The sequence below is a fragment of the Vibrio sp. AK197 genome (assembly GCF_053903115.1).
Genome location: NZ_CP096429.1, coordinates 252,176 through 276,321, shown reverse-complemented (window position 1 = coordinate 276,321; position 24,146 = coordinate 252,176). Strand labels below are relative to the sequence as shown.

At 45.5% G+C, this 24,146-nt stretch carries 22 protein-coding genes; 10 read left to right on the top strand and 12 right to left on the bottom strand.

The annotated features are described in order from the left end of the window. Positions 1 to 8: 8 nt before the first annotated feature. Positions 9 to 2,171, bottom strand: a complete 2,163-nt coding sequence (locus M1D72_RS01250) for a TonB-dependent siderophore receptor (RefSeq protein ID WP_456295237.1) — start codon at positions 2,169 to 2,171, stop codon at positions 9 to 11. 106 nt (positions 2,172 to 2,277) lie between these two features. Continuing rightward, a complete protein-coding gene (locus M1D72_RS01245; RefSeq protein WP_456295236.1) occupies positions 2,278 to 3,159 on the bottom strand; it encodes a helix-turn-helix domain-containing protein in 882 nt (293 codons plus the stop codon). Between the two features lie 520 nt (positions 3,160 to 3,679). Here M1D72_RS01245 and zwf point away from each other — a divergent pair. From zwf to M1D72_RS01225, 4 genes are all read left to right on the top strand, one after another. Beyond that, positions 3,680 to 5,182, top strand: coding sequence for a glucose-6-phosphate dehydrogenase (zwf, locus tag M1D72_RS01240; protein WP_390193329.1), 1,503 nt, complete (start codon positions 3,680 to 3,682; stop codon positions 5,180 to 5,182). After that, positions 5,179 to 5,895 carry a 6-phosphogluconolactonase gene (gene pgl, locus M1D72_RS01235; protein ID WP_456295235.1) on the top strand — a complete coding sequence of 239 codons (717 nt, stop codon included), beginning with the start codon at positions 5,179 to 5,181 and terminating at the stop codon, positions 5,893 to 5,895. The genes zwf and pgl overlap by 4 nt, the downstream gene beginning before the upstream one ends. 23 nt (positions 5,896 to 5,918) lie before the next feature. Continuing rightward, positions 5,919 to 7,367: a decarboxylating NADP(+)-dependent phosphogluconate dehydrogenase gene (gene gnd, locus M1D72_RS01230; protein ID WP_390193327.1), complete on the top strand. Its 1,449-nt coding sequence runs from the start codon at positions 5,919 to 5,921 to the stop codon at positions 7,365 to 7,367. Between the two features lie 161 nt (positions 7,368 to 7,528). Then, entirely contained in the window at positions 7,529 to 8,644 is a 1,116-nt protein-coding gene (locus M1D72_RS01225) for an alkene reductase (RefSeq protein WP_456295234.1), read from the top strand. Between the two features lie 88 nt (positions 8,645 to 8,732). Here M1D72_RS01225 and M1D72_RS01220 read toward each other — a convergent pair whose 3' ends face one another. Continuing rightward, positions 8,733 to 10,469 (bottom strand): methyl-accepting chemotaxis protein, encoded by a 1,737-nt coding sequence (locus tag M1D72_RS01220; protein WP_456295233.1) that lies wholly within the window; start codon positions 10,467 to 10,469, stop codon positions 8,733 to 8,735. 297 nt (positions 10,470 to 10,766) lie between these two features. On the opposite strand from M1D72_RS01220, the gene nfsA reads away from it, so the two are divergent. After that, a complete protein-coding gene (gene nfsA, locus M1D72_RS01215; protein WP_456295232.1) occupies positions 10,767 to 11,489 on the top strand; it encodes an oxygen-insensitive NADPH nitroreductase in 723 nt (240 codons plus the stop codon). 36 nt (positions 11,490 to 11,525) lie between these two features. Here the strand turns inward: nfsA and M1D72_RS01210 are convergent, their stop codons facing one another. Next, complete coding sequence (locus tag M1D72_RS01210) at positions 11,526 to 12,374, bottom strand: DUF6279 family lipoprotein (RefSeq protein WP_456295231.1); 849 nt, start codon at positions 12,372 to 12,374, stop codon at positions 11,526 to 11,528. A 439-nt stretch (positions 12,375 to 12,813) separates the two neighbouring features. On the opposite strand from M1D72_RS01210, the gene M1D72_RS01205 reads away from it, so the two are divergent. Further along, the gene (locus M1D72_RS01205; RefSeq protein ID WP_390193195.1) at positions 12,814 to 13,176 is read left to right on the top strand and encodes a DUF3316 domain-containing protein; all 363 of its coding nucleotides are present in this window, start codon (positions 12,814 to 12,816) and stop codon (positions 13,174 to 13,176) included. A gap of 130 nt (positions 13,177 to 13,306) precedes the next feature. On the opposite strand, the gene M1D72_RS01200 is transcribed toward M1D72_RS01205, so the two are convergent. The 7 genes from M1D72_RS01200 to rbsD all read right to left on the bottom strand — a co-directional run bounded on the left by M1D72_RS01200 (position 13,307) and on the right by rbsD (position 20,636). After that, positions 13,307 to 14,482 carry a lytic polysaccharide monooxygenase gene (locus M1D72_RS01200; protein ID WP_456295230.1) on the bottom strand — a complete coding sequence of 392 codons (1,176 nt, stop codon included), beginning with the start codon at positions 14,480 to 14,482 and terminating at the stop codon, positions 13,307 to 13,309. Between the two features lie 234 nt (positions 14,483 to 14,716). Further along, on the bottom strand, positions 14,717 to 15,724 hold the full coding sequence (locus M1D72_RS01195; protein ID WP_456295229.1) for a substrate-binding domain-containing protein: 1,008 nt from the start codon (positions 15,722 to 15,724) through the stop codon (positions 14,717 to 14,719). 26 nt (positions 15,725 to 15,750) lie between these two features. Next, the gene (gene rbsK / locus M1D72_RS01190; RefSeq protein WP_390193185.1) at positions 15,751 to 16,671 is read right to left on the bottom strand and encodes a ribokinase; all 921 of its coding nucleotides are present in this window, start codon (positions 16,669 to 16,671) and stop codon (positions 15,751 to 15,753) included. Between the two features lie 107 nt (positions 16,672 to 16,778). Further along, positions 16,779 to 17,657, bottom strand: a complete 879-nt coding sequence (rbsB, locus tag M1D72_RS01185) for a ribose ABC transporter substrate-binding protein RbsB (protein WP_456295228.1) — start codon at positions 17,655 to 17,657, stop codon at positions 16,779 to 16,781. A 62-nt stretch (positions 17,658 to 17,719) separates the two neighbouring features. Next, positions 17,720 to 18,703, bottom strand: coding sequence for a ribose ABC transporter permease (gene rbsC, locus M1D72_RS01180; RefSeq protein ID WP_390193179.1), 984 nt, complete (start codon positions 18,701 to 18,703; stop codon positions 17,720 to 17,722). Further along, entirely contained in the window at positions 18,700 to 20,205 is a 1,506-nt protein-coding gene (gene rbsA / locus M1D72_RS01175) for a ribose ABC transporter ATP-binding protein RbsA (protein ID WP_390193176.1), read from the bottom strand. Before rbsA ends, rbsC begins: the two co-directional genes overlap by 4 nt. A 20-nt stretch (positions 20,206 to 20,225) precedes the next feature. Continuing rightward, a complete protein-coding gene (gene rbsD, locus M1D72_RS01170) occupies positions 20,226 to 20,636 on the bottom strand; it encodes a D-ribose pyranase (protein ID WP_456295227.1) in 411 nt (136 codons plus the stop codon). A gap of 766 nt (positions 20,637 to 21,402) precedes the next feature. On the opposite strand from rbsD, the gene M1D72_RS01165 reads away from it, so the two are divergent. After that, entirely contained in the window at positions 21,403 to 21,954 is a 552-nt protein-coding gene (locus M1D72_RS01165) for an MSHA operon transcriptional regulator (RefSeq protein WP_456295226.1), read from the top strand. Positions 21,955 to 22,030: 76 nt separating this feature from the next. Here the strand turns inward: M1D72_RS01165 and M1D72_RS01160 are convergent, their stop codons facing one another. Next, entirely contained in the window at positions 22,031 to 22,807 is a 777-nt protein-coding gene (locus M1D72_RS01160) for a substrate-binding periplasmic protein (protein ID WP_390193170.1), read from the bottom strand. A gap of 221 nt (positions 22,808 to 23,028) precedes the next feature. Here M1D72_RS01160 and M1D72_RS01155 point away from each other — a divergent pair, with 221 nt between their 5' ends. The 3 genes from M1D72_RS01155 to M1D72_RS01145 all read left to right on the top strand — a co-directional run bounded on the left by M1D72_RS01155 (position 23,029) and on the right by M1D72_RS01145 (position 24,132). Beyond that, entirely contained in the window at positions 23,029 to 23,283 is a 255-nt protein-coding gene (locus M1D72_RS01155; RefSeq protein WP_456295225.1) for a hypothetical protein, read from the top strand. A 113-nt stretch (positions 23,284 to 23,396) separates the two neighbouring features. After that, positions 23,397 to 23,810 carry a VOC family protein gene (locus M1D72_RS01150; protein ID WP_456295224.1) on the top strand — a complete coding sequence of 138 codons (414 nt, stop codon included), beginning with the start codon at positions 23,397 to 23,399 and terminating at the stop codon, positions 23,808 to 23,810. Positions 23,811 to 23,877: 67 nt separating this feature from the next. After that, positions 23,878 to 24,132 carry a Rho-binding antiterminator gene (locus tag M1D72_RS01145; protein ID WP_390193161.1) on the top strand — a complete coding sequence of 85 codons (255 nt, stop codon included), beginning with the start codon at positions 23,878 to 23,880 and terminating at the stop codon, positions 24,130 to 24,132. The last annotated feature ends 14 nt before the right edge of the window (positions 24,133 to 24,146 follow it).

Below are 24,146 nucleotides of genomic sequence, written 5' to 3'. Positions count from 1 at the left end.
CGTTGTGCTTAGAACTGATATTTAACATTCAGCTCGACGCTGCGCTCTGCGCCATACCAACAGTTAGCGTTGTCATAACATGTATAAGATTCTTCATCGAACAAGTTATTGGCAATCAGATTAGCACTTGCGCCTGTCATTGAGTCACTGATTTCACCTAAGTCGTAACCGACGGATAGATCAACAATCGTGTATGAGGGAACTTTACCTTGCGTATTGGTTGCATCCATCTCCATTTCACCCACATAGCGAGCTCCGCCTCCGAGACGAGCACCGCGCAGCGGACCACTGGATAAATAGTAATTTGTCCATAAGTTGGCAGAATGGTGAGGAACATAAATAGGCGTTGTGCCTTCAAGACTATAAGCATCGTCTTGACTAATCTCGATATCGGAATACGTGTAACTAGCGGTAATATCCAAGTTGGTATTGACGACCCATTGCCCCTGAAACTCAATTCCTTGAGATGTCAGTTCACCAATTTGTAAATCTGGATCAAGGAAGTCTGCAGGGTTATTAATTATTGCGTCATCTTTGATAATACGGAAAAGCGACAAGGTTGCTGTCTTTGAGAGATCCTCAGATTGATACTTGACACCTGTTTCTATCTGACGGCTCATTTCTGGCTTGTAATCATCACCATTAATATCTTTTCCTGCTGTTGGCTCAAAACCAGTGGCATAACTGATATAAGGAGAAAGACCGTTATCAAATTGATACATCGCTCCAACACGATAAGAAAACTCATTTTGATCCGTGTCTGTTTCCCCAGTTAGATTACTATCTGACTTAGCCGTATAATGGTCCCACCTTGCACCAGCAAGTAATATCCATTTTTCATACCGAATTTGATCCTGAAAATATAGTCCTAACTGTTCAACATCAATGTCGATTTTTTCATTGTAAATTTCCGCCAAGTTTGATGGATCGAGCAAGTCGTTATTCGGTGCGAAAATATTAAAATTATAAAATGTGCCATTAGGGGTCGTAAATTCTTTGTAAAGAGAACTACCATCCAAGCGCTGGTAGTCTGCACCAAACAGCAGATTATGCTCGATGTTTGATAACAAAATTTGTCCAGCAATTTGGTTATCTACGGTAAACCCTTTAGACTCTTCATTCGTACTGTAGATCGAACGATTTAGGGTCCCAGTTGCCTCATCAAAATCACAGTATTCTGTACCTGCATAAACGTAACATTGGTGATAAGTATTATGCTGAGTCAGATTTGCATCCAGATAGCGAGCATTGGTTAGCCAAGTCCAATTGTCATTAAATTCATGGTTCACCTTAAAGCCTGCAAGCCAAAACTCCCGTTCAAATTGACTCCAATTACTATCCCCTGCATAAGTTGAAGGCGACGTAGAACCATTTGGGTTGCTGTAAACCGTGCCTGACGCTGGGATTGCAGAGTTGATTCCCATCGACGGGTCTTTTTGATAGTACAGGTTAAAATTCAGTAGAGTTTTGTCCGTCGCCTGCCAGTCCAAAGAGGGCGCAAAAACATAACGCTCTTGTTCCATGCCATCGACTTGAGAGTCTTGCTTTCGCGCTAGAGCAATGACACGGTAGGCAAAATCGCTATCCGCGATTTGCCCTGTGGTATCGATGGATGCTTCAGTAAGATTACGTGACCCCGTAGCGAAATTTACCTCTGTCGCCGCTTGCTGCTGCGGCGTTTTGGCAATCATGTTAATCATACCGCCCGGTGGCATCGCGCCATAAAGCACCGAGGTTGGCCCTTTAAACACTTCCACTTGCTGCAGTGCAATCGGGTCAATCTGTGGCTGTAGATTCCATCCCGATAAATACTGCAGGACTAATCCGTCGTAGTAGCTTTGGTTAACCGAAAAGCCGCGAACGGTGAAGTTATCGTACATGGTCACCGAGCTGCCTTTGTTTTCACTCACTACGCCTGGCGCATAACGTAACGCTTGGTCAAGAGACTTCACTCCACGCTGCTGCAACAGGTCACCATCTAAAATCGTCACTCCCTGCGGCGTTTCTTCTGGTTCCAGAGCACTTTTCGTCGCGGTGTTACGATAAGTTTGCCCTAAGACAGTAATGGTTTCGCCCTCAGACTCGGTGGTTTCTGCAACAGAAGACGTCGACAATGCAGATAACAACGCTGCGGCTAGGGTGGAAAAGACAAATGGATGGGAAATTTTCATAATCCTTTAAGCACCAAAAAGTTAAATAATAATAAATATCATTTGCATTGTACTTATTGAACTTAAAGAAAGTTAACATTTTGGTGCAAAATGGCAGAAATAGCGGCTATGAGCCTACTTTTTTTATGGGTAACCAATACTCCATGATTGCCATTGGCTGTTCTCCATCATAATCCGGCGGATATTGTTCAATTTCAAAACCGTCGATACCTCGAAACTCAGAATTGGGTAGCCAGTGCAACATAAACCACAACAGTGTTTCTGGTAGCGCACTAATCTTGCCGCGGTGTTTAATCACGGCATAAGTTTGCGCAGGAACCGTCACCAACTGAAACGTTTTATGGGCGGTGGCTGGCAATGCATTGGGTTGTATCGACGCCCAATAGGTTAAACGCCCTGATTTGTCGGGATCCGTAGTGACATCAATCACACCAAATTTTTCGGTCTCGCTCAGGTCAAACTGAGCTAGGATCTGCTGCCATAGCTTAGGAACACGATGAGAAAAATTCGGCTTATCAGAAAATAACCCGCTGATGGGCGTAGACACGCCATAAAAGTCACGTTGTTCTCGGCTCTCGACACGCACTTCAACAAACGGAGTGTTTAAACCACAAGATGGCGACGATTCGACAACAATCATTGGCTTACGTAACCGCGTTCGCTGGCCAGCTTGCCGGTATGCTCGAGGGCTGACGCCAAACATCTGGCGAAATGCCCGGCTAAACGCTATCTCAGAACCAAACCCAAGTTCAAACGCAATATCGATACTGCGCTGTTTACTATCTAATAGCCGTTCGGCCGCCGCACTTAATTTGAGTTCTCGAACATACTGTCCAACACTGATACCCAGTTCACTTTGAAAGACGCGCTGCAATTGCCAGCGAGACCAACAGCTTTGCGCCGCGATGTCCTCTACAGACAGTGGCCTATCCATATGGCGGTGGATGAAATGCAAAACATGTCGAATACGGTCGGTTGCCGTCGTCATTGCGGTGGAACATTCAAAAGGCAAATTCAATGGTTAAGTCCAAGGTCAATCTAGTACGACCAGTTTCTCATACTCGCGTAGCGATGAAAATATGAACCCAGTTCATGAAAAGCTTTTCAGTAACTGCGCCAGTGCGTTGAATTCAAACGCCTGATGCGATATATCTTGTGGTCCTAGCAATGTCCTACATCAATTTATCGTTAGTTTGTATTGGACATTATTATAATTTTTTCGAATTTATAGATAACGGCTCGATAAGGTAAGTTGATTCACGACATTATTTGAACGATCACTCTCTCAATAGTTGATGTGAATCAAATTGTGATAGACAATGTGACCCTGTATTGAGACTCGACTCTATTGCCGAATCAGGGATGTTGGCCTTGTCTATTAGACAAATAGGTGAGACCTATTATCCATTTATATGTGACGCTGCTACCGTTTGGGTCTATCTCGCAGTAGTGTACCGAAAGGTCAAACTGTAGCAGTCGATAAGTACCTCGTTCTTAAAGGAAAGATGATGGTAATACCAGAAAACAGCAGCATCGTTATTTTTGGTGCTTCCGGTGACTTAACCTACCGAAAGTTGATCCCAGCTTTGTACCACCTCTATGCAAGTAACCAGCTCCCTAAGTCATTTGCTATTCTGGGCGTAAGCCGCACCGAGTACAGTGACGAGTCATACCGAGAAAAACTTAAAACCTCGTTGCAAGAGATGGAAAAAACCGAGCCAGAAACGCTCGATGCCTTCATTAATCATTTGCATTATCAAGCCCTCAACACGTCAGACACTAAAGAGTACTCAAAACTCTCTGATCGTTTAGAACAGCTCGGCAAAGAATATCACTTTACTGACCGTAACATGCTGTTCTACCTTGCAACGCCACCGAGTCTGTACAGCATTATTCCTGCTAGTCTTGCAGCCGAAGGCTTGAACACCGAAGATGACGGTTGGAAACGCCTGATCATCGAAAAACCGTTCGGTTACGATTTGGCCTCAGCCAAACAACTCGATAAAGACATTCACGAACACTTCCTTGAACATCAAATTTATCGTATTGACCATTACCTAGGTAAAGAAACGGTTCAAAACCTCTTGGTCCTTCGCTTCTCTAACGCGATGTTTGAGCCGCTATGGAACCGCAACTACATCTCTTATGTTGAGATCACTGGTGCGGAATTCTTGGGTGTTGAAGGGCGAGGAGGCTACTACGATAACTCCGGTGCCGTGCGCGATATGTTCCAAAACCACTTGCTACAAGTGCTTGCTATGGTTGCGATGGAGCCGCCGGCACAGATCAATGCTGACTCGATGCGTGATGAAGTCATCAAAGTATTGCAGTGCTTGAAACCGCTTGAAGAAAACGATCTTCGTAACAACTTGGTGATGGGTCAATACACCGAATCTGATGTCCGCGGCGAATTCCTACCAAGCTATCGTGATGAGCAGGGTGTCGCAGAAGACTCTCGTACTGAAACGTATGTGGGCCTTAAAGCCTTTATCAACAACTGGCGTTGGAACGGTGTGCCGTTCTACGTTCGTACGGGTAAACGTCTACCAACGCGTGTCACCGAAGTGGTTATTCACTTTAAAGAAACACCGCATCCAGTATTTGGTCAAAATGCGCCAGAAAACAAATTGATCATCCGTATTCAGCCTGATGAAGGCATTCAAGTCAGTTTTGGCCTCAAAGAGCCTGGTGCAGGCTTTAATGCGAAAGAAGTCAAAATGGACTTCCACTACAACTCGTTGAAAGAAACACAGATGTTGACCGCCTATGAGCGTCTACTTCTGGATTCGCTTAATGGCGACGCAACACTATTTGCTCGCAGTGACGCCGTAGAAGCTTGCTGGCAATACGTTCAACCGATTCTCGATTTTAAACAAGATCCTCAATCTTTGTTTGGGTATGCTTGTGGTACTTGGGGACCAAAAGAGTCAGACCAACTTTTAGAACGTGATGGCCGCGAATGGCGCTTCCCGTGTAAAAACTTAACAGATACGGATTACTGTGAACTATGATCAACCATAAGATTTACCAAACACCAGAGCAAGTTGTCGAAAGCCTAGCAAACGACATGAAAGCCTACAGCGAACAAGGAAAAACGATCCATATTTCTTTGTCTGGCGGCAGTACGCCTAAGATGCTATTTCAACGTTTAGCCAGTGAAGACTTTGCTACTGCAATCAACTGGGGAAACCTACACTTCTGGTGGGGTGACGAGCGTTGTGTCGCACCTGATGATGCAGAAAGCAACTACGGTGAAGCAAACACTCTGCTGTTTAGTAAAGTCGACATTCCGGCTGGCAATATTCACCGTATTTTAGGTGAAAACGACCCGCAACAAGAAGCGGAGCGCTTTGCGAAAGAGATGACCGACGTTATCCCTTGTGAAAATGGTACGCCCGTATTTGATTGGATTTTACTCGGCGTTGGCGCCGATGGTCATACAGCCTCTTTATTCCCAGGCAAAACCGACTATCAAGATCCAAATTTATCGCTTGTCGCGTCTCATCCGGAGTCTGGTCAATTGCGTGTATCAAAAACCGCGAAAGTACTTGAAGCGGCAAAACGCATTAGTTATCTCGTTCTTGGTGCTGGAAAAGCCGAGATCGTTTACGAAATTAATACCACCCCAGCGGAAGCGCTGCCCTACCCAGCGGCAAAAGTTCAGTCGACAACGGGTTTAACAGAGTGGTACTTGGATTCACACGCAGCAAGTAAGATTGCCTAAGAGAATTAATGGAGAACAACATAATGAAAGGTGATATCGGTGTTATTGGCCTCGCAGTAATGGGCCAAAACCTTATCCTAAACATGAACGACCACGGTTTTAAAGTGGTTGCTCACAACCGTACCGCTGCGAAAGTAGATGAGTTTCTTGAAGGTCCAGCAAAAGACACCAACATTGTCGGTGCTTACTCGCTAGAAGAATTAGTTGAGAAACTAGAAAAGCCACGTAAAGTGATGCTCATGGTACGTGCTGGTGCGGTTGTTGATACCTTCATTGACAATCTAACCCCGCTTCTAGAAGAAGGCGATATCATCATTGATGGTGGTAACACTAACTACCCTGATACTAACCGCCGTGTGGCTGCTTTGCGTGAAAAAGGCATTCACTTTATCGGTACGGGTGTCTCTGGTGGTGAAGAAGGTGCTCGTTTTGGACCTTCTATCATGCCTGGCGGCGCACCTGAAGCGTGGGAAGCCGTGAAGCCAATCTTCCAAGGCATCTCTGCAAAAACAGATGCTGGCGAGCCTTGCTGTGACTGGGTAGGTAAAGATGGCGCAGGCCACTTCGTGAAAATGGTGCATAACGGCATCGAATACGGTGACATGCAGCTTATCACTGAAGCATACCAATTCATGAAAGATGGTTTAGGTATGTCTGCAGAAGAGATGCAAGCCGTGTTCAAAGATTGGAATGAAACTGAACTTAACAGTTACCTAATCGAAATCACAGCGGACATCCTTGGCTACAAAGATGAAGACGGTGAACCTCTGGTTGAGAAAATCCTTGATACCGCAGGTCAAAAAGGCACCGGTAAATGGACAGGCATCAACGCTCTTGACCTTGGTATTCCACTGACACTGATTTCTGAGTCGGTTTTCTCTCGCTGCCTATCTGCGCTTAAAGACCAACGTGTTGAAGCGGAAAAACTGTTTGGCAAAACCATCGCACCTGTTGAAGGTGACAAACAGCAATGGGTTGATGCCCTTCGCCAAGCGCTTCTTGCTTCAAAAATCATCTCTTACGCACAAGGCTTTATGCTAATGCGCGAAGCCTCAGAAGAGAACGGCTGGGATCTTAACTACGGTAACGTTGCACTTATGTGGCGTGGCGGCTGTATCATCCGTTCTGCATTCCTTGGCAATATCCGCGATGCTTATGAGAAGAATGGTGACTTAGCGTTCCTCGGTAGCGATGACTACTTCAAAGGTATCCTATCAAACAGCCTAGCGGCATGGCGTAAAGTGGCGGCTAAATCACTTGAAGCCGGTATTCCAATGCCTTGTACTACGTCAGCGTTGACCTTCCTAGATGGCTACACAACGGCTCGTCTTCCAGCTAACTTACTGCAAGCGCAACGTGACTACTTCGGTGCTCACACTTATGAGCGTCTTGACCGTGAGCGTGGTGAGTTCTTCCACACAAACTGGACAGGAACCGGTGGTAACACTGCATCAACAACTTACGACGTATAATTGTTGAACATGACTAAATTTAAGGGCGCTCATTGAGCGCCCTTTTTGTTTGCCCATATCTCACTCTTGAACCTGTCTTCACCACCAAATAGCCGCTAGCCTAATTCATTATTTCCCTCTTGGTTTCACTAGGTGCTCAATCCGCATCAAAGGATGTCATCATGAATAACGACTCTTCAAAAAATCCACTTTTCACTCCAATTCAGCTCGGAGATTTACATTTAAAAAACCGTATTGTCATGCCGCCAATGACCCGTTCACGCGCTACTCAGCCAGGCGATATTGCCAACGATATGATGGCCAAGTATTACGCCCAGCGAGCATCCGCTGGGCTTATTGTTGGTGAAGGCACACAAATTTCGCCACTTGGAAAAGGTTATGCGTGGACACCAGGCATCTACAGCCCCGAACAGCTCACTGGATGGAAAAAAGTCACCGATGCCGTCCATGCACAGCATGGCGTCATTTTTGCCCAACTGTGGCATGTTGGCCGCGTCACTCATTACGATAACATTGGCGGCGAGCAACCCATCTCCTCCTCGGCTCTTAAAGCCCAAGGAGTGAAAGTGTTTGTCGATAATGGCAGTGATGAACCGGGATTTGTTGATGTTGTCGAGCCAAAAGCGATGACACAACACGATATCAATGTGGTTATTGAGCAGTATCATCAAGCGGCACTGAACGCCCTTGAAGCTGGGTTTGATGGGGTTGAACTTCATGCCGCCAATGGGTATTTAGTCAACCAGTTTATTGACTCACAATCGAATCAGCGCGAAGACCAATATGGCGGTAGCCTAGAAAACCGCCTACGGTTTTTAGATCAAGTGGTGGCAACCTTGGTTAAGGCCGTTGGTAAAGCGCGCGTGGGTGTTAGATTAGCCCCATTAACCACATTGAACGGCACTGTCGATGATAAACCGCAGGAAACCTATACCGCTGCTGCGAAGTTGCTCAACCAACATGATATCGCCTACCTACATATTGCAGAAGTGGATTGGGATGATGCGCCAGAAACACCGCTCGAATTTAAACGGGCGCTTCGAGACGCATTTCATAACGTGCTGATCTACGCGGGCCGTTATACAGCGCAAACCGCTCGCCAAGCCATTGATGATGGTCTCGCGGATATGATTGGTTTTGGGCGCCCTTTTGTGGCCAATCCTGACTTACCAGAACGCCTTTTACATGGCTATCCACTGGCAATACATCAGCCTGAAACCTTGTTTGGTGGCGATGAGCACGGTTTGACGGATTATCCCACATATCAGCCTGAATAATAGGATAATGACCATTAGCACGATTCGTCGTGACGTCATCTCATTAAAAAGGGAGCTTTCGCTCCCTTTAGATTATTTATTACCGCGTTTATTGAACTTTAAAACGCGAGACCACCGAAGATAGCCCTTCAGAGGTGTCTTTCAACTCGCTACTCACACTAATGGTTTGTGATGCGTTAGCGTTCAACTGACGGATGATTTCCTGAATAGCAGACATATTACGGCTGACTTCTTCCGTCACCGTGCGCTGCTCATGGGCAGAGGTCGCCATCAGAGAGTTTAAGTCGTTGATTTCCGATACGGATTCAGTCACCACATTCAGCGAATCCATCACTTTGTTGGTATGCTCTGCGGTGCTTTCACAACGTTCACGTGTTGAGGTCATATCCGATACGACGTTTTCAGCGGTTAGGCGCAGCTTATCAATAATATCGTTAATCTGTGAGGTGCTTTGCTGAGTGCGCGCGGCTAAGGCGCGAACTTCATCGGCTACCACAGCAAAACCTCGGCCTTGCTCGCCTGCTCGCGCTGCTTCAATCGCTGCATTGAGTGCCAACAAGTTGGTTTGCTCGGCAATTTCACCAATCACTTGGAGTACAGAGCCAATTTCCTGAGTATCACGGTTCATTTCACCAATCGTACCAGACATCGCAACCACTTGATCCACCAAGGCATTCACACTATTGACCGCATCGGTTACCGTTTGCTTAGACTCTTCAGCATTACGATTCGTGGTTTCAGTTAAGGTTGCAGCGTCACCAGCACTCTGCTCAACCGAGTTTGCTGAGGCACTCAACTCTTCAATGGCCGTAATCGCTTGCTCAGTTTCTAGCGTATGCTGCTCAAGCGTTTTAGAGTTTGACTGAGATTGGCTGTTAAGATCCTGTATCGCATTGTCGATCTCTTTTGATGACTCAGAAACTTCAATGAACATCGCTTGCAGTTTTTCAATAAACAAGTTGATAGAATTAGAAATCTGGCCAATTTCATCTCGGCTATCCACCGTCAAACGTTGCGTGAGGTCTCCTTGGCCTTGAGAAAGCTCCCCCACCAGCGAGTTCAGTCGAGCCAGCGGCTTAAAGGCGATGTGCAATAGCGCCACACTAATACCAATGACCAATACGGCACAGACGAGTAATGCAAGCGTGATCTTCCAGTTAATGGTATCCGTATTGCTTTGAATACTGTCTCGGTCAATGTAACCAGTCAGTGACCAATTCTGCCCGGCAAACTCCATTTCCCGCTCAATAGGGATAAGGTGATCACCGTGCTTATTGGAGAAAATGACCTTATCTCCCGCCACGAGTTCAGCATAACTTCCCTCAAGCGCATAATCATTGATGATGGTAATCAAGTCGGCTAAATCAAGGACGAAAAAGTCCACTGACTCATCAATACGCTTCACAGAAATGGTCACCAACTCTTTGCCGTCCACTTCTTTCACGGGGCTAACGACCATCTCATCGCCGTGATTTTCCGCCTGCTGAACATAGGGTTCAGCCAGAGCATCATCCATGGCACCGGTTTCATCGAAAGCATAACCATTGAAGATTTTAACGACTTTGTAGAAACCTGAATTCGCTTGAGTATCCGCCACGTCCATCATGCTGAAATTTAAACTGCTCGCCAGTGACAATTTACCCTCCAGCTCGGTTTGTAATTTATTGTGTAGCAGGTTGATGTTATGGGTAATACTTTTGGAATTTGATTGATAAATGTAGTTGCTAATGAAGTGATTAACACTGAAATACGAAACGAGAATAGTAATGAAAATAATCGCGACAATAAGTGACAACAGCTTGTTTTTGAAGGACAAATTGGCCATACACTTTACATCCTTAAAAGTGACTAAAAATAACACCGCCAAATGACTGTGTTAGAAAATGAAAGACAACATTGTTATTTTTACAGTGCTCAATAGTAAGGCGGTACTAGTTCGGTTTCAATTAAAACCAAACCAAAGTTTTATTATATTTATAAAATATTGAGCAACACGTCGATTTTTACGTGTCACATAGACTGGCGCATAAGCAACCATCATCACTCACCTTGGCGATATCGACAACGGCCTGATTTGTGGTTAGAGTTTTACTCTAGGTTTAACCAACGAGAATGCTTTACTATGAATTCAGTTATTGACACTATCTTAGCTCATCGCTCTATTCGCAAATTTACCGACCAACCGATTGAAACAACGCAATTAAATGCCATTTTGCAATCAGGGATTGCCGCGTCTTCATCGTCCTTACTTCAGGTCGTGAGTGTTATTCGTGTCACCGATACTGAAAAACGTCAGGCACTTGCTCAATATGCAGGGAATCAGAAATATGTCGAAACGGCTGCGGAGTTTCTGGTTTTTTGTATCGATTATCAACGTCACTATCAGATGAACCCACAGGTAAAACCTGATTACGCCGAACTGACGCTCATCGGTGCTGCGGATGCAGGCATTATGGCGCAAAATTGTCTTCTGGCCGCAGAATCACTTGGCTTGGGAGGTGTCTACATCGGTGGGTTACGTAACTGCGCCAAAGAAGTTGATGAATTATTAGGTCTTCCTGAGTACAGCGCCCTGCTGTTTGGTATGTGTTTAGGTCACCCAGACCAAACGCCTGAACTGAAACCGCGACTCCCGGCCGAGGTGATTGTGCATGAAAACCAGTACCAGCCATTACAAACAGAACGCATCGCTGAGTACGATGCTAAGATGCATGACTATTATGCCAACCGTTCAAGCAACCAAAAGCAGAGCTCTTGGTCTGAGGAAGTGACCACTAAATTAGCGGGTGAATCTCGCCCACATATTCTTGGCTACTTGAACAGCAAAGGATTAAACAAACGATAAACCGCACCAACAAGGGAGCCCTCTTGGCTCCCTTGTTTAATCTCCCTCAGTGGCCAGCACTTCCTGCGCGATCTGTTTCCAATCTTCAAGTTCACTTCTCACATGCGCAGTTTGCTCTGGTGTCATGCTGCGAATCATCGCGACCATATATTTCTCGGTTACCGTTTGATTAAACGCGTTTTTCTCTTTTAGGGTATCGGAAAAAAACGATTCTGGATGGAGTAAGAGCGTTTCAAACTGACGACTAAAGAAATCATGATCGCTGCGTTTTGCCAGTAACGTTTTGAGTTCTATTCGCATATTGGTTTGCTGGTCAATCCAATCTGGTGTGGTCACAATCAATGCATCTTGCCACTCACTCAATAGTACTTGCTGGGATCGAGTTAAATCACCGAGCCAATCTTCGAGGTTTTCTTGTGCACGTTCACGATATACGTCTCGCAGCTCTTGCTCAGTCAAATCCTGATATTTATTTTTAAATTCAGCATGCTGAGTACGAATTGCGCTCATCAAGTCACTCACCTGCTCGTCACTCATCGCGGCCGTTAATGCTTCAATATCAGGCTCTGCTTTACGTAGCAAACGTTGAGTATGTTGGGTCATTTTACGGCGTTGATACTGAAATTGCTGCGCGGTAAATGTGGTGGGATCGACCGCCATTAATTCATCGATATGTGCAATATAGCGTGGGATTTCCGATGACTTATGCCAAGTGCTCAAGTGTGCAACACTACGGCTGACCATCTCCTCTTGTTGATCGGTTAACTCAACAAAGTCTTCAATATAATCAATCAAAAACCAGTCAATATTGCGGTAGATAAATTGGGTACTGCAACCGACTAATACACTGCAAACCAATATCAAGCCTAAACATTTTTTCATCATTGCTTCCAATCCATCCCACGTCGTGCGCTCTCAATACTCATCAATCACATCATATTCCACCAGTATTATGATGGTTGCGACCAAAACAAGATGCGAATGTTGTCTGTTTTCACACCACTTCACAAAACCACCAGCCGATAACGCTTTCTTTATCATCGTTAATAGACTGATACGTGATTGACCGCTAAGCCGATGAGTTAGAGTGATTAAAAAGGATAATTTTAATTTTAGACATTTTACTAACGGCATTTTTGTTGAAAATTAAAATAGCCGCTCGCTCCTGTCTTTTGAATGACGTTGCTTAAAGTTCTCTGACTTAAGCAAATGAATTGTCAGGAATTCCATGTAACAACCTAGAATAACTTTCACATCTGTTGACTGACCTCTTACTTCGATTTGGTTAGAGTAGAACTTCACGTTAACCAATGAGGAGAAAGTTATGAAAAAGACGATTCTAGTCGCTAGCGCTTCCGTTTTGGCCCTAAGCACATCAGTCTTTGCCGCGCCACTGACTCAGCACACAGCAACAACGTTCCAATCCAACGCTTTCTCAGATCAAGGGCAAGCCAAACGCGCCGGGGAACAAATCAAAAATAAATTTGCCAATATGTCTTCTCAAGAGCTTCGCGATGAGCTGCCAATTCTGGCAGAGCCGCAGTCAGTGGACGAAGACAGCATTGAAATCAACGATATGAATATTCAAGTCAAAGAAGTCGCGCTGAGCAATAATGATGTGCAATATCGAGCGATAGTTGATGTCGATTACAACTACACTTATAACCGTGGAGGTCAAGAAGGCTAAACATAGGCTCCTGTTTGACCATTATACTCCCCCCCAGATACATCCTTTTGCCACCTGGAAACAGGTGGCTTTTTTCTATATTAAAATTAAAGTCAGGGCGGCGCCGAAGCACCACCCCACATGATTATCGCTAGCGCCAAACGCCCCATTGCCCTGTTGTTCCCGGCTCTTCGCCACGGGTCCACCACTGTGCCGTCCAGCTTTGTCCATCATGGATTACCACGCCTCCCACATCATATATGATATCAGCTTGCCATAAGTTATCGACTTGCGTTGGTGGCTGATCTTGTTTTATTAAAGAAAGTTGATAACTGAAAAGAGCATCTGGAGCATGCACTTGGTTTGCGTAAAGGTTCTCGCTATCGAACATATAATGTTGCATCGATTCACTCCAAATACCGATAACCCAACCCTCGTTATCTTGGTTAAACTGCGCCGCGAGTTCTGGCCCCCAAGTATTGAGGTTGGTGTTAGATATCATCATCGTTAGATCACGAATTTCATTGCCGTCACGGTCGAAACTGCGAAAACGCACGGTATCGCCAACCTCCGCTGGGCCAAACCCTGTCTCCACAAATTGACCCAATGATGTTAAATCCTGGCTTTCAACTGGAGGCTCTGTGGGAACCGTTGGAATGCTGCTGTCTCCATCCGCGCTAAAAGTAATGTCGCTACAGTTATAAAACCCTTCTCCAGCTGGGTCGACACGCTGCCAACGAGTCAAGAGTACCGCGTCCCCCGAGCGCTGCGAAGGCAGTGTTACCTTGATTCGGTACTTTTTATCACTTCCAGCATCGACATTTTGCGCCTCACCAATCTGTTCCAAATCATTCCACGTAAGGGGAGTAAATCCATCATAGTTGGGTGTAGTGAGATAAAATTGCCAATACGAGGGGTTATGAACCGCGGTAGCGTTAAAGACCAGTTCAATTTGTTGATTTTCATCTAACGTTATTGCAGTTTTTTGCCAATCTGGCGAAGGGATATTCAACCCCGATTTCGCAGGGTCAGCCGCAGAACAAAGCTGACCATCCACCACAACCGCTTTCACGGCATCCATATCGTTATAACTGGCCACGTTCGCGGAAACTTCATTACGCTGCACAAACGGATAGGCTCCCGATTGATCGTAAGCATTTTGACACGCGGCATTCGGAATGGTGCTATCCCAAAAACCCCCGTCTAAAAAGCAGATATTTTGTCGCGCACTTGGAAACTCCACCCACCCATGAGCCTGAACTTGAACACTGGAGAGCGCAGCATAAACTGCAGCACCTAGCACACTGGAGATATATAACTGTTTCATTATTATTCCTTTTTTGACTGACTAACAATTCACTGGCTTCACGCCATGCACTTAAGCTAGCAACTGCTGCTTAAATGAAAGTAAAAATCGCATCATTCACGCTAAGGAAATAATCAAAATGCCATATTGTTTCCAGCACCAACTCAAGCGTTACGTTTAACGACATATCGCTTCGAGTCACTTCAAAATATTTCAGCTTTGAGCTGTTAGGAACGAGACCAGCACTTTGCTGGTCTAATGATTGATAGGCATTACACTGCTGCGCTCAACTAAGGTGGGCTCAAGCTGAACCATCTGAGTTTCGCCATCTGGCTGCTCCAGCCTTTTCAGTAGCGCTTCAACCGCCGCTTTGCCCAAACGGTATTTCGGTTGATGAATGGTGGTGAGGGACGGGGTCATAAACTTAGCAACATGCACATCATCGTATCCAATCATTGATACATCATCAGGAATACTCACACCCAGTTCGTTTGCGGCGTTAATGGCTCCCATTGCCATCATGTCATTACAAACAAACAGTGCGCTAGGCAAATTGCCTCTTTCATACAACTGCTTAAAGCATTGATAGCCCCCTTCACACTCAAAGTCACCTTCTAAGATCCAGTCGGCATTAAACCCAAGCCCAGCTTCATTCATGGCTCGCTTGTAACCTTCGTAGCGCATCTGCGCCTGATGTTTAATTAAAGGCCCTGTAATACAGCCAATATCACGATGACCTGCTTCAATCAAATACTTGGTAGCCATGTAGCCACCTTGCAGTGAATTATCTTGAATTTTGTCACTGCTAAACAACATCGGGCCCCAATCCATAACGACGATCGGGATGTCTGGATAACGTTCAAAAATATCAATACGCTCTCCGACTAAGGTCGAGCACATCAGGAGCAATCCATCTACCCGTTTTTGGAGCAAGGTATCAATAGAAGCACGCATTCGCTGCGAATCACCTTCAGTATTACAGAGTACTAAGTTGTAACCTTGGTGATAACAACTGCGCTCCACGCCCTTCACCACTTCACCGAAAAAGGGGTTGGTTGAAGTGGTCACTAACATACCGATGGTTTTGGTACGATTCATTTTAAGACTGCGCGCCAACGCGGAAGGCGCATAATTCAGATCTTGGGCGGCGCGATTGACTTTGTCAGCGATCTCTTCACTGACAAAGCGCGTTTTATTAATGACATGACTTACCGTGGACGTTGACACTCCGGCAAGCTTTGCAATGTCTTTCATTGTTGCCACAGGTCACTCCTTTTCCCTAGCAAAGATTAGCTGTGCTGTTGCAAAAACTCATCCACTTCAATGCGGCTAGGAATGGACGTTTGAGCGCCAAATCGAGTTACCGATAACGCCGCCGCCGCATGAGCGAACTTAATTGCTGATTCTAAAGACAAACCTTCCAATAAACCAGTCACAAATGCGCCGTTAAACGTGTCGCCCGCAGCGGTGGTATCCACGGCATCCACTCGAAAGCCGGTGATCAGTTGGCCCTGTTGTGATTGACTTAACCACACGCCTTTGGCACCTAACGTAATCATCACCGTCGCAATACCTTTCGCATGCAGTGCATTGGCCGCACGCTGCGCAGTGACATCATCATTCACTTCAATCCCGGTCAGCACTTGGGCCTCGGTTTCATTCGGCGTAATAATGTCGATACAACTTAATAATTCATCAGACAACACGCAGGCTGGCGCGGGGTTCAAAATCACTTGAGTCTCCCCTTTTTTAGCGGCTCTGGCCGCACTTTCAATGCCGTCTATTGGGGTCTCTAACTGCATCAAAAGATAATCTGCTTGCTGGATACGAGGTAAATATTCTTCGATGGCGTTTGAGGTTAATTTGGCATTGGCCTCCGCTGAGATACAAATGGTATTTTCTCCGCTCTGATTGACCTGAATCATCGCAATGCCTGTTGGGCAATTGGGCGCCATTTTGATGGCTGACACATCCATGCCATCGTATTTAAAGCTTTCGCGAATATTAATGCCAAACGAATCGTCACCGATACTGGCAATAAAGCCAATATCCGCGTTAAGCCGCGCCGCCGCGACCGCCTGGTTTGCCCCTTTGCCTCCGGGAATCACTTGATAATTTTGGCCATGTAATGTCTCACCGGGGCGAGGAAAAGAAGGCACCTGAAGAACATGATCGGCGTTTACACTACCTAGTACAACTAGCTTGTTCATACAATAATCCTCGGCTAACTAGCCTTATTTCACAGCAAATGGAGATAGCTTTATTCACGGTGTCGTGAATAAAGCTATCTGCCCTCCTAACGAGGGCAGATGCGTGATTATTCTGTCACCACTTTTAACGGTACCGGAATGTATTCTTCAACACTCTCACCTTTTAGCACTTTATCTGCTGTCTCCACGCCCAATGCACCGATAAGATCAGGTTGCTGAGCAATTGTAGCGGCCAACTTGCCTCGTTTCACAGCAGCGATCCCATCTTTGGTCCCATCGAAGCCTACGATAGTAATGTCTTTCCCCGCAGCTTGAACGGCGCGCAGCGCACCAAGCGCCATTTCATCATTCTGAGCAAACACCGCTTGCGCATCTGGATTGGCTGCCAGTAAGTTTTCCATGACGTTAAGCCCTTTAGTACGGTCAAAATCAGCAGGTTGACTGGCCAGTAACGTCATTTCACTGCTGCTGACTGCATTCATAAAGCCCTCACCACGCTCACGTGCCGCCGAGGTTCCCGCAATCCCTTCAAGTTGAATGACTTTGGCTTTTTCACCCACTTTCTCCATGATGAAATGACCCGCCATTTCACCACCGATCACGTTATCCGACGCGATATGACTGACCACCTCACCACGACGAGCTCCGCGATCTAACGTCAATACTGGAATATCTGCACGATTGGCCATACGAATCGCATTCGATACGGCGTCTGTATCAGTAGGATTGATCAAAACCGCTTTAACACCACGAACTGTCAAATCCTCTACGTTCGACAGCTCTTTGCTCGGATCGTTTTGTGAATCAAGCACAATCAAGTTGTAACCTAACTCTTTCGCCTTAGCTTCTGCCCCATCTTTCATGGTGACAAAGAACGGGTTGTTGAGCGTTGACAATACTATCGCCATGGTATCCTGTGCTTGGGCAGCAACCGATACCGTAGATGAAAGTAAAGCGGCAGAGATCAAAGTGGTCAGTTTTTTCATCGTTATCGTCCTTTTCAGGGAGGGTTGGGGAGGCTGACTCTTTGGTCAGCCCTGTTTGTTGTTTATTTGTTTTTGTTGTCGACCATCACCGCCAGCAAAATTACGGCAGCTTTGGCAATCATCTGGTAGTACGACGAGACGTCGAGCAAGTTAAGCGCATTATTGAGAAAGCCAATGATCAGCGCACCGATAAGCGTGCCCATAATCCGACCTTTGCCGCCCATCAAACTGGTGCCGCCAAGGACAACTGCAGCGATAGCATCAAGCTCATAGCCCATACCTGCTGTAGGCTGCGCTGACGACAAGCGGGATGTTACGATAATGCCAGCAAGTGCTGATAACATGCCACATATGGCATAAACACCAATTTTGATGCGATCAACATTAATACCGGATAAACGGGTCGCTGACTCATTCCCGCCCAAGGCGTAGATATAGCGTCCAAAACGCGTTTGGTTGAGTAAGTACCACGCAGCGCCAAACACAACGACCATCAACCACACGGGGACAGGAATACCTAAGGCGTAACCAGTACCAAACCACGCAAATGCATCTGCGGTATCGGTAAACCCTGTAGAAATGGGGCGACCATCGGTATATACCATAGTGACACCGCGAAGCAGCGTCATCGTCACCAAGGTCGCAATAAAAGCTTGCACCTTACCTTTAGCGATGATGGTACCGCTCAATGCCCCCAGCGCTGCGCCGGCAAGCAAAGTCAGTGGAACCGCAATGAATACCGACATTTCTAGGCCAATCATACTTGCCGCAAGCGCACCACATAACGCAAGTACCGAACCGACACTCAAATCAATACCCGCGGTCAAAATAACCAACGTCATCCCAACCGCGATAATGGCATTGATCGAGGTTTGGCGCAGAATGTTGAGTAGGTTATCCACCGTAAAGAAGTTCGCGTTTAAAAATGACACCACCACAATCAGAAAGATTAAAGCGATGAGCGATTTCTGTTCGATCAACCAAGCTTTGCTCGGCCATTTATTGGAAGAAACCTGGGGCGTTTTATTCATTGTATTGGTACTCATGCTGCTACCTCGTCATGCGATTTACCTACTGCGCAGGCAAGTAAAGTTTCTTGGTCGGCCTGTTTGGCATCAAACTCACCGCTAATTCTGCCTTCATGCATCACGATAATTCGATCGCTCATGCCAAGCACTTCTGGCATTTCTGATGACACCAAAATGATGCTCATGCCACTGGCTTTAAACTGGTTAATCAGTTGATAGATCTCTTTTTTTGCGCCAACATCGACACCACGAGTCGGCTCATCCAAAATCAAAACCTTAGGCGTTGTCATCAACCCTTTTGCAATTGCTACCTTTTGCTGATTACCCCCAGAGAGGTTACCGATTATTTGGTCACGATTGGGCGTTTTGATATTGAAGACTTTGATAAAGTCATCCACCGCGAGCAGCTCTTGCTGATGCTGAATTTGAATGCCGTTAGAGAGACGATTGAGCGCACACAGAGACATGTTCTCTTTCACGGACAACCCAAGAACTAACCCATCGCCTTTACGATCCTCAGAAATATAGGCAATACCGCTTCGCACGCCATCTTCCGGTGAGTTGAGAGTCAGCACTTGGCCTTCTAAGGTAATGTGCCCGCGTTCACTTGGTAGCGCGCCATAAATCACTTTCATTAATTCGGTGCGCCCCGCCCCCATTAAGCCTGACACGCCCAAAATCTCACCGTGCTTGAGGCTGAATGACACGTCATGCACACCAGACCCCGTTAAATTGGTCACTTCAAGGCAAATATCGCCATTTTTGACATCAATTCGTGGGTACTGATCTTCCAGTTTGCGCCCAACCATCATCTCGATGAGGCCATCTTCATGTGTCTCCGCGACTGAGCATTCGCCAATAAACTTGCCGTCACGCAACACCGTAATGTCGTCACAAATTTCAAAGATCTCTTTGAGTCGGTGGGAAATATAAACAATGCCACACCCCTGACTACGCAACTCATCAATCACGTTAAACAACGATGCTGTTTCGGTATCAGTCAAAGCATCGGTTGGCTCATCCATAATGATCACTTTAGATTCAAAGGAGAGTGCCTTGGCGATTTCCACCATTTGTTGCTCACCAAGGCTCAGTTCACCTAGCGGGGTTTTAGCACTGCGTTTGACATTGAGACGAGCCAGTAGAGCGTCCGCTTCTCGATACATCTGATTCCATAGAATCTTGCCAAACGCGTTGGTTTTTTCTCGGCCAAGGAAAATATTCTCTGCAATGGTCAATTCAGCAATAAGATTGAGTTCTTGGTGAATAATACTGATGCCCGCCTGCTGAGAATCACGAGGGCCTTGAAATGCGGCTGGTCGTCCTTGATAGCGGATTTCGCCGCCATCAAGTGTGTAAATACCCGTTAATACTTTCATTAACGTCGATTTCCCAGCGCCATTTTCACCCATCAGCGCCATGACACGTCCGGGATAGACATTTAAGCTGGCTTTATCGAGCGCTTTAACTCCGGGAAAAGACTTTTCGATGTCGCTGAGCTGTAAAATTGCATCACTCATAACGGTTCCTCTCAGTCGAGTTAAAACACAACGCCAGATTGAAAAATGACGTTGGCATACGGGCTACACTCACCCGTGCGAACGACTGCCTTACTCTGTGCCGTACGCGACTTAAATTGCTCGTGGCTGACATACTCAATGTGGATAGGTTGCGTGGTTGATTGCTCAATCAACGCTAATAGCGATTGATGAAGTTGAGGATTTTTGGTTTTGATCTCTTCGGCTAAAACGATGCCTTCGATCTGCGCCTCACTCAGCCAAACCTTGACGGTTTCCAAGAAGGTAGGAATGCCTAAAGTGAGAGCTAAATCAATACGTTGAGTCGAGTCAGGAATCGGCAGTCCCGCATCACCAAACGTGACTTCATCGGTGTGCCCTAGCGTAGAAACTAGGTGGGATAAATGGGAATTTATCAACGCACTTTTTTTCATTTTCCGACCTCAAGTTGCAGTTAATGGATACATTCAAATGCTTTATTTTTCGAAATCTAAGCAAATATTTTTATTATTTATAACACCATCGAAACGTTTCGATGAATGCTAACGATAAATTTATTTTTTGCATTAGGGCAAAGATTGAACTGTGAGTTTGATCATTTGAATCGGTTTTGAGCCAACAAATTTAGTGAGCAATATCACCTCGATTTGTTGGCAAATTATGTCGTGAAGATCGAAAAGAGAATGTGGAAATGAAAATTAACACAGTCTTGAAATAGCGATGAGGAACACTGATAAAGTGCGCGCTAATTAACATTAATCTCAGTGAAGTTTTGGGAGCATATCACTGTGACATCACAGAGATTACCCTTCATCAAAGTGATTGAAATAAGCCGTAAATAGAGACCAATAGACAGCGTAGAAACCACGCTATAATTGGGCCTTAAGCCAAAGTGGGCATAGCAAACACACCAAGCTTGAGGGCTAAATAAGGTCATACGTCCCTATGAATCATCGTCGATAACTCGCAGATTAGACGATAATAATGACATTTTTCATGATAACGGCGACTTAACCAGCGGTTGAGGTAGTAACCAACGTATGTTTTCACTACAATGGGCAAAGTTTAGCTTATGCTGAATTAAGCAACACCCAGCTGCCGACTTTCAGTTGCCTAGTGTTATATCGATGAGAACAATCTAAATAGGCCATCGATAAAATTCATTATGTCTAAGACCGAATAACATTTGTGTATTGATCAATGGACCAAGATAAATTTACTAATATTTACCGCCTGCCAAATGCGCTTCAAGTGCGCATTGGTCAGTGGCAAAAAACGCTGAAAGGGACCTCGGATATTGTATTGCATCAAGCGTTACAAGAGCGCAATCAATATTTCCGTCAAACTAAGAACTGGTTCCCATCAGGTTGGAATGTCGCTTTATTTGATGAGAAAGATTTTTCCATCACTGAGCATGGCAAATATATCCAGACAGCAATGCGGACGATGATCGACCGTAAAGTCTCTTATAAGCGTGTTTATTTGTCGCGAGTGCCACTTGATGAGGCGATGCCAAAACTGGTTAAGTACAAGCAAGAGTGGTTGGCTAAACACAATCGCATTGCTCGTAAATATAACCAAATAAAGAAAAAACAGTTTATGCGTTTTGCCACCGAAGAGGTCGAAACGTTATACCCTTCTATTCCCAAAGGAGAATTTGATAAAGCCCTTTGGAATAAACTTGTGGTTCAAGACTTAGGGCCGGCGAAAAAATATGATAATCCATATTTTGTAAAAAAATCCGTTTTCTAATCGTCAAGCATACCCAACACTAAAACCAATAAAGAAGCCGGCATTCACGCTGGCTTCTTTATTTATTCATCATTACTTACCAATATTGCTCAATAATACGCTGATACTTGGTCATACCATTTTCATCTTCTTCTCGTTTGAGTTGATCCAACCCAGTCTGCAGTAACTCAAGTAATGCCGCATCGGTTTGCTTATTAAACGCATAGTAGAGCTGCCCTTGTTTAAGCAGATAAACTGACTCAAAACTCTCGGGATCGATGCCACTTTGACTCGCCCACCAAAGCGCAGCCGTTTCGTCATAGGCCAGCAGATCAATTCGTTTCTTTTGAAGCTGCTCAGCTAACATCACCACCGATGTCGCTTCTTGTAATGACTCTCTGGGTAAACCCAGCGCCAACAAGCTCTGCTCCCCCACATCATCACGAATCACCCCGATACGATATTTGGCCATCTCCAACGGATTATTAATCTCAATCTTGGCATCTTTACGTGCTAAAACGACCACTTTAATTGGATGAATGGGGCCAACCCATGTAAAAAGTGATTCCCGATGAGGCGTTCGAGTTGTTGAGAACAGAACAGAGTTTTCATCCGTTAATGTGGTTCGATAAGAACGTGCCCAAGGCTGCAAAGTAAATTGTGAAGGCTCTAGCGTTTGTCCCACCTCTTTAGCCGCCGCGTAAAGTAAATCGACCGCGTAGCCCGTCACTTGTTGTTGGTGCTGGAAATTCGCTGGCGGGTAATTCGCAGTATAAAAATGAAGCTGTGCTAACTGAGCTCCATACGTAACCGTGCTCCAAAAGCCAGTGAGCATGCCTCCTACAAGGACTCTGAGCCAGATGCGTTTTTTCATAGCGCCACCCCGTTGGTTTCCTTTCCGTTAAGTGTAACTTGGTCTTTTTAGCTTGTGCTCTACACATAAAGATTTGGTGACTCGATCACAACATGAGATGACTCAAACACACGTTGCAGTCACCCATCGGGTTTTATCCGTCTTTTTATCTCATGCTAACGATAAGCTAACAATCAATCTTTAGTATGCCGTGCGTTTACGTAATTAGATAAGGAATAAATATGCACTGGTTATTGATCCCCCTCGCTTTAGTAGCGACCTTTCCCGCCTACGCGAGTTTAGCTCTTTCTCAAGCCAACATTGATGTTGTCGCCGATTGTATTGAACTGGCTCACCCCAACGTGACGCTTTCGGCAGGTGATTGCTCGCCTTCAGACCAAAACCATAAAAATGATAAAGCATCAAAAGCCAAACATCGTAGTAAAGGAAACGCTGGGCACTCCGCATCCCATAAAAAAGCCAAACACCGCCAGTAACATTCATAACCACTTTTTTCACTGAGCGTGACTTTATTCTCAGCATTGGGCGGTTTAACTGTGCACTTTTCACGTTAGACTAAGAGAGAGTATTGATGCAAAAGGACACCGAGATGCTGACTATTAAAGGCATAGATCATGTGGTTTTTCGTACTTCACAATTGAAAAAAATGCAGCACTTCTACTGTGATATTCTCGGCTGCCCAATTGAACGAGAACTGCCGCCAGAATTAGGGTTAGTCCAATTACGTGCAGGCAATGCTCTCATTGATATTGTCCCTGTCGAAAGTGAACTGGGACGTGCTGGAGGCGATGCGCCATCTCAAAATGGACGTAACGTTGAACATGTGTGCTTACAAGTCGCAGACTTGAATGAACAGCAAGTTCGTGCGTATCTGCAAACACATGGCATTGAATGCAGCGAGTTTGCTGAGCGTTATGGCGCACAAGGCTTTGGACGTTCGACCTATATTCAAGACCCAGAAGGGAATATTATCGAACTTAAACCCTACATCGACATGGAATAGCCAGCGATTCTAAACGTCATTTTTACTCACTATCTCGCATCATAATGTCGCTAACAGGAAGAGGTCGATGCCAAGTTGCCAAGAACATGATTATTTAGAAATTGCCTGTCTTTATCAGCTTCCCATTCGTTTAAAACTAGCATCTGGCGCTATTGTTGAAGGCAAAGCGTTAGATTGTCGTTATGATCGTGTACGGCAGGAAGTATTGATTTTGAAAGGATTGACGGGGGAATTAGAGGTCATAACGGATGATATTCAGACCATGCAAGCTTTAGTGAGCAATCCGCATTTCGGCACCGTTACTTTTATGCAAACAGGCTAAAAAAGGCGTGAGTT